Source organism: Pseudomonas sp. Ost2, assembly GCF_018326065.1.
GTDB classification, from domain to species: domain Bacteria; phylum Pseudomonadota; class Gammaproteobacteria; order Pseudomonadales; family Pseudomonadaceae; genus Aquipseudomonas; species Aquipseudomonas gingeri.
In genome coordinates this window covers 5,395,444-5,408,278 of the sequence record NZ_AP021904.1, presented here as the reverse complement: position 1 = coordinate 5,408,278, position 12,835 = coordinate 5,395,444, and the positions used below count along the sequence as shown (strand labels likewise).

14 protein-coding genes and 1 pseudogene are annotated in these 12,835 nt (G+C 61.4%); all 15 read left to right on the top strand.

All coding sequences use genetic code 11. The annotated features are described in order from the left end of the window. Positions 1 to 4 precede the first annotated feature (4 nt). The 15 genes and pseudogenes from KI243_RS23685 (at position 5) to KI243_RS23620 (ending at position 12,819) form a co-directional block, all read left to right on the top strand. Positions 5 to 2,947, top strand: coding sequence for a TIGR00180 family glycosyltransferase (locus KI243_RS23685; protein ID WP_212809971.1), 2,943 nt, complete (start codon positions 5 to 7; stop codon positions 2,945 to 2,947). 116 nt (positions 2,948 to 3,063) lie between these two features. Continuing rightward, positions 3,064 to 4,233: a UDP-4-amino-4,6-dideoxy-N-acetyl-beta-L-altrosamine transaminase gene (gene pseC / locus KI243_RS23680; RefSeq protein ID WP_178991701.1), complete on the top strand. Its 1,170-nt coding sequence runs from the start codon at positions 3,064 to 3,066 to the stop codon at positions 4,231 to 4,233. Positions 4,234 to 4,266: 33 nt separating this feature from the next. Further along, positions 4,267 to 4,407 carry a hypothetical protein gene (locus KI243_RS23675; protein ID WP_178991699.1) on the top strand — a complete coding sequence of 47 codons (141 nt, stop codon included), beginning with the start codon at positions 4,267 to 4,269 and terminating at the stop codon, positions 4,405 to 4,407. Between the two features lie 33 nt (positions 4,408 to 4,440). Beyond that, positions 4,441 to 5,151, top strand: a complete 711-nt coding sequence (gene pseF / locus KI243_RS23670) for a pseudaminic acid cytidylyltransferase (RefSeq protein ID WP_178991697.1) — start codon at positions 4,441 to 4,443, stop codon at positions 5,149 to 5,151. Then, on the top strand, positions 5,148 to 5,489 hold the full coding sequence (locus tag KI243_RS33175) for a hypothetical protein (RefSeq protein WP_306173041.1): 342 nt from the start codon (positions 5,148 to 5,150) through the stop codon (positions 5,487 to 5,489). The genes pseF and KI243_RS33175 overlap by 4 nt, the downstream gene beginning before the upstream one ends. Further along, positions 5,456 to 5,965 (top strand): hypothetical protein, encoded by a 510-nt coding sequence (locus KI243_RS33170; RefSeq protein ID WP_306173043.1) that lies wholly within the window; start codon positions 5,456 to 5,458, stop codon positions 5,963 to 5,965. Before KI243_RS33175 ends, KI243_RS33170 begins: the two co-directional genes overlap by 34 nt. Further along, positions 5,856 to 6,104, top strand: a pseudogene (locus KI243_RS23660) (SAF domain-containing protein); the annotation flags it as partial. The gene KI243_RS33170 and the pseudogene KI243_RS23660, both read left to right, overlap by 110 nt. Positions 6,105 to 6,334: 230 nt before the next feature. Beyond that, complete coding sequence (locus tag KI243_RS23655; protein ID WP_017124438.1) at positions 6,335 to 7,261, top strand: ketoacyl-ACP synthase III; 927 nt, start codon at positions 6,335 to 6,337, stop codon at positions 7,259 to 7,261. 80 nt (positions 7,262 to 7,341) lie between these two features. Beyond that, positions 7,342 to 8,634, top strand: coding sequence for a 6-hydroxymethylpterin diphosphokinase MptE-like protein (locus KI243_RS23650; protein WP_178991693.1), 1,293 nt, complete (start codon positions 7,342 to 7,344; stop codon positions 8,632 to 8,634). Then, positions 8,631 to 8,903, top strand: coding sequence for a hypothetical protein (locus KI243_RS23645; RefSeq protein WP_177088503.1), 273 nt, complete (start codon positions 8,631 to 8,633; stop codon positions 8,901 to 8,903). Before KI243_RS23650 ends, KI243_RS23645 begins: the two co-directional genes overlap by 4 nt. A gap of 231 nt (positions 8,904 to 9,134) precedes the next feature. Then, positions 9,135 to 9,986 carry a flagellin domain-containing protein gene (locus KI243_RS23640; RefSeq protein WP_042934627.1) on the top strand — a complete coding sequence of 284 codons (852 nt, stop codon included), beginning with the start codon at positions 9,135 to 9,137 and terminating at the stop codon, positions 9,984 to 9,986. 73 nt (positions 9,987 to 10,059) lie between these two features. Continuing rightward, positions 10,060 to 10,428 (top strand): flagellar protein FlaG, encoded by a 369-nt coding sequence (locus tag KI243_RS23635; protein ID WP_042934660.1) that lies wholly within the window; start codon positions 10,060 to 10,062, stop codon positions 10,426 to 10,428. Between the two features lie 82 nt (positions 10,429 to 10,510). Next, positions 10,511 to 11,983, top strand: a complete 1,473-nt coding sequence (gene fliD, locus KI243_RS23630; protein WP_017124433.1) for a flagellar filament capping protein FliD — start codon at positions 10,511 to 10,513, stop codon at positions 11,981 to 11,983. A gap of 130 nt (positions 11,984 to 12,113) precedes the next feature. Next, positions 12,114 to 12,509, top strand: a complete 396-nt coding sequence (gene fliS, locus KI243_RS23625) for a flagellar export chaperone FliS (RefSeq protein WP_042934626.1) — start codon at positions 12,114 to 12,116, stop codon at positions 12,507 to 12,509. A gap of 13 nt (positions 12,510 to 12,522) precedes the next feature. Continuing rightward, positions 12,523 to 12,819 (top strand): hypothetical protein, encoded by a 297-nt coding sequence (locus KI243_RS23620; protein ID WP_017124431.1) that lies wholly within the window; start codon positions 12,523 to 12,525, stop codon positions 12,817 to 12,819. Positions 12,820 to 12,835: the final 16 nt, after the last annotated feature.

The following is a 12,835-nucleotide window of genomic DNA, read 5'->3' as shown; positions in this document are numbered from 1 at the left end:
GTTTATGCAAGGCAAGTACGTATCTGAGCAGGCACGGCAGCAGGGGGACTTGCAGTTCCTCGGCGATTTGTTGACGGTCGTGCTGGTCACCCATAACCGGCCGGCCTTCCTGCGCCGTGCGGTGAAGTTCTACGGCGCGCTGCCTTGCAAACTGCTGGTGCTGGATTCGTCCCCGGTGGCCAATGCCGGGGTTGCCCACGGCTACGACTCGGTCGAGTACCTGCATATACCGCAGTACGACTACTGGAAGCTGCAGAACAAGTTCGCCCATGGCGTGATGAGCGTGCAGACGCCCTACATGGTGTTTGCCGCCGACGACGACTTCATCGTCCATGACGCGCTGGCCGAATCGGTGGCCTTTCTCGAGGCCAACCCGGACTACGGCATGTGCCATGGCTATTGCATGATGTACCTGGCCATGGCCGGCAGCGTCGGCTACTACCGTCGCGACAAGAAGGTCTGCGAGGACTACGCCTCCGAGCGGGCCCAGGATCGGGTGGTGGAGTACATGCGCCAGTATCTGCCTCCATTCTACGCCGTGCACCGTACCGCGCTGATGCGCGACTGGCACTCGGCGCTGCCGGAAGGCACCAGTTTCCAGTGGCAGGAAATCGGTCACGTGTACTACATGCTGGCACGGGCCAAGGCACGGATCCTGCCGATCCCCTATGTGGTCCGCGAGGTCAACTACGGCGATTCGGAGCACAGCACCGAGGTCTACCACTCCTTGAGCTACACCGATGCCAAGTCGGTCGCCGAGCGCGAGGCCTTTGCCGATTTCCTGGCAACGCTGCCCACCGCCATCGAGGGTCTCGATACGGCACAGACCAAGGCCTTCGCCCTGGAAAGCTTCGAGGCAATGGTCGACAGCCTGCGCAGCGGGCGGGCACTGACCGTGGAACTGCTCTTCGATTCGACGTGGAACAGCATCAAGGAAGGCCCGCAACGCCGGTTCGGACCCAAGCAGTACATGGAGATGCCTTACTACAACCAGGCCTTCTTCGATCAGTTGACCTGGTTCGAATTCCTGATCCATGCGATGCCGGCCGGCCGTGTCCAGTTGCAAGGGCTGGAAGGCGTGTGGACCCGTCAGCGGGCGCTGATGCGTGCGCACAACAACGACACCCCGGAAAGCGTGGTGGATCGCCTGTGGCTGGCCCAGGACATCAACCTGTTCAACCGTCCGCTGGTCAAGCGCCTGGCCGCGCAACTGCAACTGCTGGGCGAGGAGGACGAGGCGCGGGATATGTCCGCCTGGGCCGAGCGGCTGGATGCGCTGTGCACCGAGGATAATGTGTCGACCTTCGAGGCAATGCCGTCGGGGCGCCTGCTGAACTGGCTGCAAGCCCGCGAGCCGGTTGCCGGCGAACTGGAGGCGATCGCCGGGTATCGGCGCGAGCAGGGCAGCGGCCCGGTCTTCGGTCTATTGGTACTGGATCTGGAGGATGAGGTCGGTCAGTTGCAGGTGACGCTCGACAGCCTGCTGGAAGGGCATGGCATGGCCTTCCGGATCGTGGTTTTCACCACGGGCGAACCGCAGGCGGCGACCACGCTGCAGAATACCCTGCACTTTGTCCGGGTCACGCCGGGCAATCTGGTCGACAAGCTGAACCAGACGATTGCCCAACTGCCTTGCGACTGGTTGTTGCTGGCCGAGGCCGGGGACGAATTCACGCCGGCGGGCCTGTTGCGGGCCGGCCTGGAATTGCGCAACGCCGGCGAGTGTCGCGCGGTGGCGACCGATGAAATCCAGCGCGATGCCAACGGCGCGCTGATCGAGGTGTTCCGGCCTGACTTCAACCTCGATCTGTTGCAGAGCGTACCGGCGCTGATGGCCCGGCACTGGCTGGTGCGGCGCGAGGTCGTGCTGGGCGTCGGCGGCTACAAGGCCGACTTCAGCAAGGCACTGGAGTTCGATCTGCTGCTGCGCCTGATAGAGGAGGGGGGCATGGCCGGGCTGGCTCACCTGGACGAGCCCCTGCTGATCACCAGTGTGCCTTCGCACGAGGAGAACGCCCACGAACGCCTGGCGCTGATGCGTCATCTGGGGACTCGGGGCTACAAGGCAATGGTCAGTTCGCCGCAGCCGGGCAGCTACTTTGTCGATTATCGCCATACCGAGCGTCCGCGGGTGTCGATCATCCTTCATGGCCAGGCGAGCTTCAACGAGCTGGAGCGCTGCCTCAAGGCCGTTCTGCAACGAACCCGCTACCTGAACTTCGAAGTACTGCTGGCCGATCAGGCGAACGACTCCCAGGCACTTGCCAACTGGCTCCGCGAGCAGCCGCAGGCCGGCAAGGTGAGCGTGTTGCAATCCGACTGGTCGAGCCGTTCGGCGTTTTGCAACGCGGCAGCGCGTCAGGCCACCGGCGAGTATCTGTTGCTGCTTGCGGCGGACAGCGAGGTGGTCAATCCCAACTGGATCGAGTCCCTGCTCAACCAGGCGCTGCGACCGGAAATCGGCGTGGTCGGGGCCAAGCTCTACAGCCGCGATACCAAGGTGTCCCAGGCCGGTCTGGTGCTCGGCCTGAACGGCGGTGTCGGTTCGCCTTTCATCGGCGAGAAGAAGGACGCCAAGGGCTATATGCAGCGCCTGATGGTGGAGCAGAACTATTCGGCGGTGTCGGCGGTATGCCTGATGGTGCGCAAGGCGCTGTTCGAAGCGGTCGGGGGGCTGGACGAGAGTGATTTCGCCGAGGCCTTCGCCGATGTCGACCTGTGCCTCAAGGTCGGCCAGTCCGGCCACCTGGTGTCGTGGACGCCGCAGGTACAGGTCCTGCACCCCGGTCTCCTGCCCGAGGCGCCGGCGGCCCTGGCGGCCTTGCGCGAGAAATGGTCGGCGACGTTCCAGGCCGATCCTGCCTACAACGCCAACCTGGCCTTGACGGGCAAGGGCTTCACCCTCGGCATGGCCAAGGGTGTGGATTGGTCGCAGTTGCTGGTTTAAAAAAGGACCTACGGCATGTTCAACGGCAAATCGATTTTCGTCTCCGGTGACACCGGCTCGTTCGGGCGTAATTTCATTCACTGGACGCCGGATCGGTCCCCGCTGGAGCTGTTGCCATGACGCCGTACCAGATTCCTTATGGTTGCCAGAGTATCGAACAGGCAGATATCGATGCCGTGGTCGAGGTGCTCAAGTCGCCCTGGCTGACCCAGGGGCCGACCATCCCACGGTTCGAGGCGGCGCTGGCGGAACATTGCCAGGCCGACTTCGCGGTGGCGGTGTGCAATGCCACGGCGGCCCTGCACATTGCCTGCCTGGCGGCGGGCCTGGGGCCAGGTGACCGCTTGTGGACCAGCCCGAACACCTTTGTCGCCTCGGCCAACTGCGGTCGCTACTGTGGCGCCGAGGTGGACTTTGTCGATATCGATCCTTTGACCCTGAACCTCGATGCCCGCTTGTTGGCGCACAAGCTGGAGGCCGCGGCAGTGGCCGGTCGCTTGCCCAAGGTGGTGGTGGCCGTGGCCTTTGCCGGCCAGAGCTGCGATATGCGCGCCATCGCCGGGTTGGCCGAGCAATATGGCTTCATCCTGATCGAGGACGCCTCCCATGCGGTGGGCGCCTCCTACCTCGGTCGGCCGGTGGGCTGCGGCGCCTATGCGGCGATGACCATCTTCAGTTTTCATCCGGTGAAGATCATCACCTCGGCCGAAGGCGGCATGGTCCTGACCAACAGCGCCGAACTGGCCGAACGCCTGCGTCGCCTGCGCAGTCATGGTATTACCGGCGATCCGGCGCAGATGAAGGTGCCCGAGCACGGTCTCTGGTACTACCAGCAACTGGAGCTGGGTTTCAATTACCGGATGACCGACCTGCACGCGGCATTGGGCCTTTCGCAAACGGCGCGGCTCGACAGCTTTGTCGCCCGACGGCGGGAGCTGGCGGCCCGTTACAACCGCTTGCTGGCCGATCTGCCCTTGACCCTGCCAGCCGCGCAGGCGGGTGCCGAGTCTGCCTGGCACCTGTACGTGGTGCGTTTGCAACTGGATCGGGTCAAGGTCACCCAGCGCGATGTCTTCGAGACACTGCGGCCGGCGGGGATCGGTGTGAACCTGCATTACATTCCTGTGCACCTGCAGCCGTATTACCGTGAGCAGGGATTCAAGGACGGCGACTTTCCCGAAGCCGAGCGTTATTTCAGCGAAGCGATCAGTTTGCCGTTGTTCCCGCTGCTCACTGAAGAACAGCAAGACTATGTGGTCGAACAGTTACGCAAGCTTGTCGGTTAAACACGATCAATGCTCCGAGGATAAGAGTCAGATATGCGTGAGTTCAGCGAACAGGAAGTCTTCTGGCGTGGCGAGTTCGGCGATGAATACGTGGGCCGCAACCAGGGGCCGGCGCTGATCACCGCCAACCTGGCGCGAACCACCGGGCTCCCTCGATCCGTAGTTCCCGATTGACGATGTGAACTGGTTCTTCCTGGAAAAACGCCCTTGAGTGCGATTGCGATCATTCCGGCGCGGGGTGGCAGCAAACGCATCCCGCGCAAGAATCTCAAGCTGTTCCATGGCGAGCCGATGATCGCGCGTTCGATTCGGCTCGCCTTGGCGTGCGGCCTGTTCGATCGGGTCATGGTCAGTACCGACGATCCGGAAATCGCCGCCGTGGCCCGTGAGCACGGGGCCTTGGTGCCTTTCGTGCGGCCGGCGGCCCTGGCCGACGATTTCACTGGTACGGCGGCGGTGATCGTGCATGCCATCGAGACGCTGGAGCAACAGGGCGAGACCTTCGACTACGCCTGTTGCCTCTATGCCACTGCACCGCTCCTGCAAACCCGTTTCCTGCGCCAGGGCCTGGCGCTACTGGAGCAGCATGGGGAAAAATCCTTTGCGTTTTCGGTCTGTGAGTTCGGCTTTCCGATCCAGCGGGCCCTGACCCTGACCGACGAAGGAGCGCTGACCGCGCTTTACCCCGAGCATCGGCAGACCCGCTCCCAGGATCTGCCGCCGGCCTTTCAGGATGCCGGGCAATTCTACTGGGGGCGCAGTGCTGCCTGGTTGCGCGGCGATGTGCTGTTTTCCGAGAAGAGCCTGCCGGTGCGTTTGCCGCGCCATCTGGTCCAGGATATCGATACCCCCGAGGACTGGCGTCGGGCGGAATACCTGTATGCGGCCCTGAAGGCGGCCGGAGAGCTGGAATCGTGAGAGTGCTGGTGCGTGCCGACGCCTCGGCGGCCATCGGCAGCGGACATGTCGCGCGTTGTCTGACCCTGGCCCAGGTGCTGCGCGACATGGGCGCCGAAGTGCTGTTCGCCTGTCGGGAGTTGCCCGGCAATGCCTTTGCCCGCCTGGCGCAGGAGGGGTTTGCCGCGCTGGTGCTGCCGCCCCTGTATTGCGGGGAGAATCCGGCCCTGGGTATCGAGGCGCTGTTGCCCTGGGATTGCCGACCCTGTGCATCGCCGTTGCGCAAAACCAGCAGGCCAACGCCGAGCGCCTGGCCGCGGCTGGCATGCATATCTATCTCGGCACCAGCCGGACGGTAAGTGTCGACGGTCTGAAACAGGCGGTGGGTTTTGTGCTGGGCAATATCGGCCTGCGGCAGAGCCTGGCCGAACGCTCGCGGCGATTCGCCGTGGCGCTGGCCAGTTCAGCCCTGAAGCTGCGGCAAGTGACGCTGGAGGATGCGCGCCTGTTGTTTGAGGGTCGCAACCAGCCGTCGGTGCGCAGCGCTTCCTTGAACTCCGCGCCGATCGACTGGGATGCGCACCGGGTCTGGCTGGCGGCGAAGCTACGCGACCCCGGATGCCTGCTGCTGGTCGCCGAAGCGCAAGAGGGGCCGGTGGGCGTGCTGCGCTACGACCTCGCGGTCAACCGCGCCGAGGTCTCGCTGTACCTGCTTGACGGCCGCGCGGGCCTGGCAGGCGCTTGGACAGGTGCGCTACGGCGCCACCGAGGCGGAGCAGAAATCCCTGGTCTACCGCCGCTCGCTCTATGTCGTGCAGGACCTGCTCGAGGGTGAATGTTTCACCGCGCAAAACGTGCGGGCCATCCGCCCGGGGCTGGGGCTGGCACCGAAACATGTCGATGGCGTGCTCGGGCGCAAGGCCCGCATGTCCCTGAAACGCGGCACACCGCTGGATTGGTCGCTGATCGAATAACCCCTCGCGCACGCATTCGGGCAAAATAAGCGTGACCTGTGAGTCATAACGCGCATCTTCACTGTATTGTATTTGCCGGGGATGCGGGCGCCTGAGCCTTTTTGGTCGGTGATTGCCCCTCGATTGCGCCGTTTCTGCTCCATTTTGGAGTGACGGCAAATCCCTGTTGATCGGCGCCCCTCGATTCCTGCGAGCGGTGATATTCAGCTGTTTATTATTGGGAAGCCATAATGATTGGCATAAAAAGCATTGCCAGTTACGTGCCGACAGCCGGCGTGGATAACTACGCTCAGGGTGCCAAATTCGCCAAGGATGAGGAGTTCATCCTGGGCAAGATCGGTTCAGCCTTCCTGCCGCGCAAAGACGCCGGGCAGGAAACCTCGGACCTGTGTGTCGAAGCCGTGAACGCCTTGTTCGCCAACAACCCCGAACTCAAGCGCGAGAGCATCGATGCGCTGATCGTCGTCACCCAGAACGGTGACGAGGAAGGCCTGCCGCACACCGCGGCCATTGTCCAGGACAAGCTCGGCCTGCCGACCACCGTGGCGGCGTTCGATATTTCCCTGGGCTGTTCCGGTTATGTCTATGGCATCTATGCCATGAAAGGTTTCATGGAAGCCGCTGGCCTGAAGAACGGCCTGCTGGTGACCGCCGACCCGTATTCGAAGATCGTCGATCCGGAAGATCGCAACACCACCATGCTGTTCGGTGATGCCGCGACCGCGACCTGGATGGGCGAAGACGCACCCTGGCAGCTGGGCAAGGCCAAGTTCGGTACCGACGGTGCCGGTGCGCCGCACCTGAAGGTCAGCGACGGCGTGTTCTTCATGAACGGGCGCCAGGTGTTCAACTTCGCCCTGCTGAAGGTCCCGGCGCATTTGCACGAGCTGCTTGATGATTCCGGCCTGCAGCCGGCCGATATCGATGCGTTCTGCATCCACCAGGGCAGTGCGGCGATTGTCGATGCCGTGGCGCGTCGTTTCGAGGGCGAGCCGGAGAAGTTCATCAAGGACATGGTCGAGACCGGCAATACCGTGTCTTCGAGCATTCCGCTGCTGCTGGAGAAGCATGTCCTCGATTCCACCTGGAAGCGCGTCGCCCTCAGTGGTTTCGGCGTCGGCCTGTCGTGGGGCTCGGCGATTATTCATCGACCTTGATCCGACAAGGTCGCAAAGTAGCGCTCCGGGTAGGTTAACCTTGAGCGCTATTTTTTTGCGTGGATATTGAGCGAGGCGACATGAGCGAGAGCTTTGAGCTGAATGCACGGATCATCGAGGCGCGCTGGCCGGGGTTGCTGCCCCGGCTGCTGGCCGAAGATGGCGATAGCCTGGCACTGGAGCTGGTCGAAGGGCAGGGCTCGACCCTGAGTGTCGGCGGCGTGCAACTGACCAGCCGTCACGACCGGGTGGCCGAAGCGCGCCTGCAGGCTTCCAGCCTGCCGCCCGGCAGCGCGCAAGTGCATGTCTATGGCACCGGGCTCGGAGATTTGCAGCAGGTGCTGCTGGAGGCACCGGGCTTGCAGCGCCTCGCTGTGCATATTCTCAATGGCGCGCTGTTCAAGCAGGTGCTCGGTTTGCTGGAGCAGGACCAATGGCTTGCCGATCCGCGGGTCGAGTTGAGTTACGCCGCCGATCACCCGGAAATCCTCTTTCCGTTCTTTGCGCTGCCGGCCGAGCTGGTCCTGGCCGACGATTTCAACGCCCGGATGCGCGATCGGCTGGTCGGCGAGGTGCATCTGAGCTTCAACAATCGGGAGTTCGACCCGCAATCGCCGGAGATCCTCCAGCGTCTGCGCGACAGTCGCGAGATCTTTGCCGCTGATCGCGATGTCGCGCAGTTGTTTGCGACACGGCCGGGGCAGCACATCTACGTGATCGGTACGGGGCCGAGCCTGGAGCAGCAGTTCGACAAGTTGCGGGCCATCCGTGGGCAGGCGCGGCGACCGCTGTTCATCAGCGTCGATACCGCCTACCGCCCCTTGTGCGAGCAAGGTATCCGGCCGGACCTGGTGGTGAGCGTAGATAAGCGCATCAGCTTCCGGCACCTGCCGTCGGAGGCATCCGTGGGTATCCCTCTGGTCTACATGCCGATGAGTGATCCCCAGGTGCTGGAAGCCTGGAAGGGGCCACGTTACGGCGGTTACTCCCTCAGTCCTATCTATGAGACGGTTCGCCAGCAGATTGGACGAGGTGTGCTATATGTCGGTGGCAGTGTTTTGCATCCGGCCGTAGACCTGGCGGTGCAGATGGGGGCCGGGACTATTACGTTGTTTGGTGCCGATTTTGCCTTTCCTATGAACAAGACTCACGCCGGCTGGAATGATGGCGAGCTTGGCTCTCTCGTCAAGGAAGCCCGTTACTGGGTAAAGGACGGCAATGGCCAGCGGGTCAGGACGCAGTTGAATTTCCGCCGTTACCTTTGCGAGCTGGAACGTTATATCGCCAGGCATCCGCAGGTGCGTTTCCTCAACAGCAGTCGTGCGGGCGCGCGGATCATTGGTACCGCTTTCGACCAGGAGTTCGTCCAATGAAGTCCTTCGAATACAGCCTCAAGGAGGCCTGGCGCTGTTCGGCGCTGTTCCGCTTCGGGCGCGATGTCGAGGCGGCGCTGGTGATGGTCGAGTTGTTCGATGGTGTCCAGGTACTGTTGTCCGAGGCATCGTCCGTGCACCAGCAGGCATGGACACGGCTGTTGCTGTTGATGCTCGGTTGTCAGGAGCGTCAGGACTGGTTGGGGTTGGCGGATACCCTGCAGTACGAAATGATTGAGCTGCTGGAGGCGGTTCAGGCAGATCGTTGAGGCATTGTTGGCAAATTCTCGTTTCCGGGCAGTTCTCTGGCGCCATTTTTCCCTCGTGGGTGTGCGCTAAGCCCTTGTTTTTCGAGAGGTGGCAGGTTGATGGCAAATTTTTTGAAAAAAGCCCTCAAGCAACCTGCTATCCCGACGATAACTATTACGAAGGTTCTCTAGGCCACACCCGGCGGTTGCCAGGGCCGGAAGCCGCAGTACCCAACCAACGAGGATTTCGTCATGGCTTTAACAGTAAACACCAACACCACGTCGTTGAACGTTCAGAAGAACCTGAACCGCGCTTCCGATGCCCTGTCTACCTCCATGCAGCGCCTGTCTTCCGGCCTGAAAATCAACAGCGCCAAAGACGACGCCGCCGGCCTGCAGATCTCCAACCGTATGGGTGCCCAGATCCGCGGTAACACCCAGGCCATCCAGAACGCCAACGACGGTATCTCCGTAGCCCAGACCGCTGAAGGCGCTCTGCAAGCTTCGACCGACATCCTGCAGCGTATGCGTGAACTGGCTGTTAAAGCACGTAACGGTACCAACGGTACTGCTGACCAGACCGCTACCAACGCTGAATTCGCTCAGATGTCTGACGAATTGACTCGTATCTCGGCTGCCACCAACCTGAACGGCAAGAACCTGCTGGACGGCTCGGCTGGTACTGTGACCCTGCAAGTCGGCGCCAACACCGGTTCGGCCAACCACATCGACCTGGTACTGAGCTCCAAGTTCGACGCCGCCAGCCTGTCGGTAGGTAGCGGTACTGTAGTTCTGACCGGTGCGACCTCCGCCGCCGCCGCTTCGAACATCGACAACGCGATCACCGCGATCGACGCTGCAATCGCTGCCATCGGTGCTACCCGTGCCAGCCTCGGTGCTTCGCAGAACCGTCTGACCAGCACCATCCAGAACTTGCAGAACATCAACGAAAACACCACTGCTGCACAAGGTCGCGTACAAGACACCGACTTCGCCGCAGAAACTGCTAACCTGACCAAGCAGCAGACCCTGCAACAGGCTTCCACCTCTGTTCTGGCCCAGGCTAACCAACTGCCTTCCGCTGTACTGAAGCTGCTTCAGTAATTTCGGAATGAGTTTCGGCGGGGGAGTGTGCTGGTCGCGCTCTCTCGCTTTTTTACGTTAGGAGGTGATGGACATGGACATGAGCGTAAAGCTTAACTTGTCTTATCCGGCTCCCAAGCCAGCGACCACTGTGACCGATAAACCGCCAGAGGCGCCTCAAGCTGCTCCTCAAGTCGCCAGTGTCGCTGATCCCGCGGCAGACAAAAGCCAGGGCTCGGATGGTGACAAGCTGAAATTGGCGGTGCAGGAGATCGAGAAGTTCGTACAGTCGATCAAGCGCAATCTGGAGTTCTCCATCGACGAGCACTCTGGAAAGGTCATCGTCAAGGTGATTGCAAGCGAAACGGGTGAGGTTGTTCGACAGATCCCCTCCGCGGAAGCGCTCAAACTGGCAGACAGCCTCAGCAATGCCAGTCATGTGTTGTTCGACGCCAAAGTCTGATAGCTGGCATGAATAGTGTTTGTACGTTCTTTGGGTGCTGGTAAAGGCCAAAAGACTGGCAGCAACCTGATGGGAGAGGCAAATGGCAAGTCCAATTTTACCGGGTACGGGCCTGGGTTCCGGCCTGGACATCGGTTCGATCGTGACCGCTCTGGTGAACGCCGACAAATCGGCCAAGCAGACGCAGATCGATAGCGCGACAAAAACCAACACGCTGAAGATTTCCGGCATCGCGTCCCTGAAGAGTGCGCTGTCCGCATTCCAGGCAACGCTCACTACGCTGAGTAGCACGACGACCCCGGCATTCGCGGGGTATGCGGCGACATCCAGTGCTTCGTCGGTGATGACGGTCACTTCCGATAATACGGCGGTCGCGGGTAACTACACCGTTGTCGTCAAGAACCTGGCCACCAGTTCGAAAGTAGCCAGTGCTTCTTTTGCCGGCGGTGCGTCCAGTGCCATTCCGAGTGGTACCCTGAAAATCAGTCAAAATGGCACTGATTACAATGTCACGATTCCGGCCAATGCCACGTTGCAGAGCACCCGGGACGCGATCAACTCGGCCCAGGGCACCAACGGTATCTCGGCCAACATCGTGACCGACAGCTCGGGTTCGTCGCGCCTGGTCATCAGCTCGAACAAGACGGGCGCGGGCTCCGACTTGACGGTCAGCGGCATCGCCGGGCTGGAAATCGATGGTACCCAGGAGATGGGGGCGAACCCCTCGGCCTCGAGTTCCGGGGCGGTCAACGGGATTGCCAAGAATGCAAACCTGACTGTCGACGGCCTGGCCGTTTCCAGCAAGAGCAACACGGTTACCGGTGCGATCAGCGGCATTACGATGAATCTGGTCTCGGCTGACGCAGGCACGCCTCCGGGAACCTCGAACGTGAGCGTGACGACCAATACCTCGGGATTACAGACGTCGATCCAGTCGTTCATTGACTCCTACAACACCCTGATGAACACCATCAACAGCCTGTCCAAGGCGACCGCGGATGCCGATGGCAACCTGACTGTAGCGGCAGCCTTCACCGGCGACTCCATGCCGCGCGCGCTGATTTCCGATATCCGTAGTCAGCTCACTGCGGTGGGCGCGGGTGGTCCGCTGGCTGTGCTGTCGCAGTTGGGGGTGTTGACGGTGGCGGGTAATGACGCCAGTAACTCCGGCAACCTGGCCCTGGATACTGCCGCCTTCAACAAGGCCATGGCCACCAACGGCATGAGCGGGCAGGTACAGCAACTGTTCAACGGCACCAACTCCAGCAACGGCCTGTTGTCGCGTCTGAGCAATACGCTCAACCCGTATCTGGGCACGCCGCTCTCCACCGGTTTGCGCCTGGGCGGCATGCTCGATCAGCGCAACACCAGCTATCAGAGCACGGCCAAGAGCCTGTTGAGCCAGCAATCGGCGCTGGATGCGCGGGTCAAGAGCCTGACGACAACCCTGACCGCCAAGTACAACGCGATGGACCTGCTGGTCGGGCAAATGAAGGCGACGGCGAACAGTATCACCTCGTTCTTCAGCTCCCTGAACGCGCAGAAGTCCAGCTAGTTCCTGGGCTGACGCCAAAAACCCGGCTACGCTTTACCGCGCGCCGGGTTTTTGCCTTTTGGGTTAAAGTTTTTTGACTCAAAGGCGATACACTGGGTATACGAACTCTTGAGTTGTGACGAGGTAGAACATGAACCCGATGCTAGCCCTTCGGCAATATCAGAAGGTGGGTGCTCAAGCACAGACTTCCGAGGCCAGTCCTCATCGCCTGGTACAAATGCTGATGGAAGGTGGCCTGGACCGCATCGCGCAGGCCAAGGGCGCCATAGAGCGCAAGGATATTCCCGCCAAGGGCGTGGCGATCGGCAAGGCCATCGGCATTGTCGGCGGCTTGCGCGAAGGCCTGGACCTGGAAAAGCAGGCGGATGCGCTCGCTGACCTGGACAGCCTCTACACCTACATGATGAAGCGCCTGGCCGAGGCCAATATCACGTCCGATCCGAAGATCCTCGATGAAGTCTCAGGCCTGCTCAGCACGGTCAAAGAAGGCTGGGACGCCATCGGTACCCCGGGTCCACAGTTTTAAGGAGTCCATCTTCATGAACCTCGTACTGCAGCGTATCCAGGATACCCGCGAAGCCCTTGTCAGGGCCTTGGCCGAGCGCGACTGGGGGAGCATTGCCCAGTTGGACCTGGCCTGTCGTGCCTGCATGGAAGACGTGCTCAACGAGGCTTCACTGGATGAAGATGCCCTGCGCAGCAGCCTGGAAGAGCTGCTGCATGTCTATCGCGAGTTGCTGGAAACGGCGATGGCGGAAAGACAGGCGATAGTCGACGAGATGCAACAGATCCAGCAAGCGCAGAACGCGGCAAAGGTTTACCATCTGTTCGGTTAACGCAGGGTTAATCGAA

Coding starts and splice junctions, on each gene's coding strand:
- fliD (WP_017124433.1), top strand. CDS start 10,511: ATGGCAAGTCCAATTTTACCGGGTACGGGCCTGGGTTCCGGCCTGGAC.
- KI243_RS23620 (WP_017124431.1), top strand. CDS start 12,523: ATGAACCTCGTACTGCAGCGTATCCAGGATACCCGCGAAGCCCTTGTC.
- KI243_RS23640 (WP_042934627.1), top strand. CDS start 9,135: ATGGCTTTAACAGTAAACACCAACACCACGTCGTTGAACGTTCAGAAG.
- pseC (WP_178991701.1), top strand. CDS start 3,064: ATGACGCCGTACCAGATTCCTTATGGTTGCCAGAGTATCGAACAGGCA.
- KI243_RS23635 (WP_042934660.1), top strand. CDS start 10,060: ATGGACATGAGCGTAAAGCTTAACTTGTCTTATCCGGCTCCCAAGCCA.
- KI243_RS23675 (WP_178991699.1), top strand. CDS start 4,267: ATGCGTGAGTTCAGCGAACAGGAAGTCTTCTGGCGTGGCGAGTTCGGC.
- KI243_RS23655 (WP_017124438.1), top strand. CDS start 6,335: ATGATTGGCATAAAAAGCATTGCCAGTTACGTGCCGACAGCCGGCGTG.
- KI243_RS23650 (WP_178991693.1), top strand. CDS start 7,342: ATGAGCGAGAGCTTTGAGCTGAATGCACGGATCATCGAGGCGCGCTGG.
- KI243_RS33170 (WP_306173043.1), top strand. CDS start 5,456: ATGCATATCTATCTCGGCACCAGCCGGACGGTAAGTGTCGACGGTCTG.
- KI243_RS23685 (WP_212809971.1), top strand. CDS start 5: ATGCAAGGCAAGTACGTATCTGAGCAGGCACGGCAGCAGGGGGACTTG.
- fliS (WP_042934626.1), top strand. CDS start 12,114: ATGAACCCGATGCTAGCCCTTCGGCAATATCAGAAGGTGGGTGCTCAA.
- KI243_RS23645 (WP_177088503.1), top strand. CDS start 8,631: ATGAAGTCCTTCGAATACAGCCTCAAGGAGGCCTGGCGCTGTTCGGCG.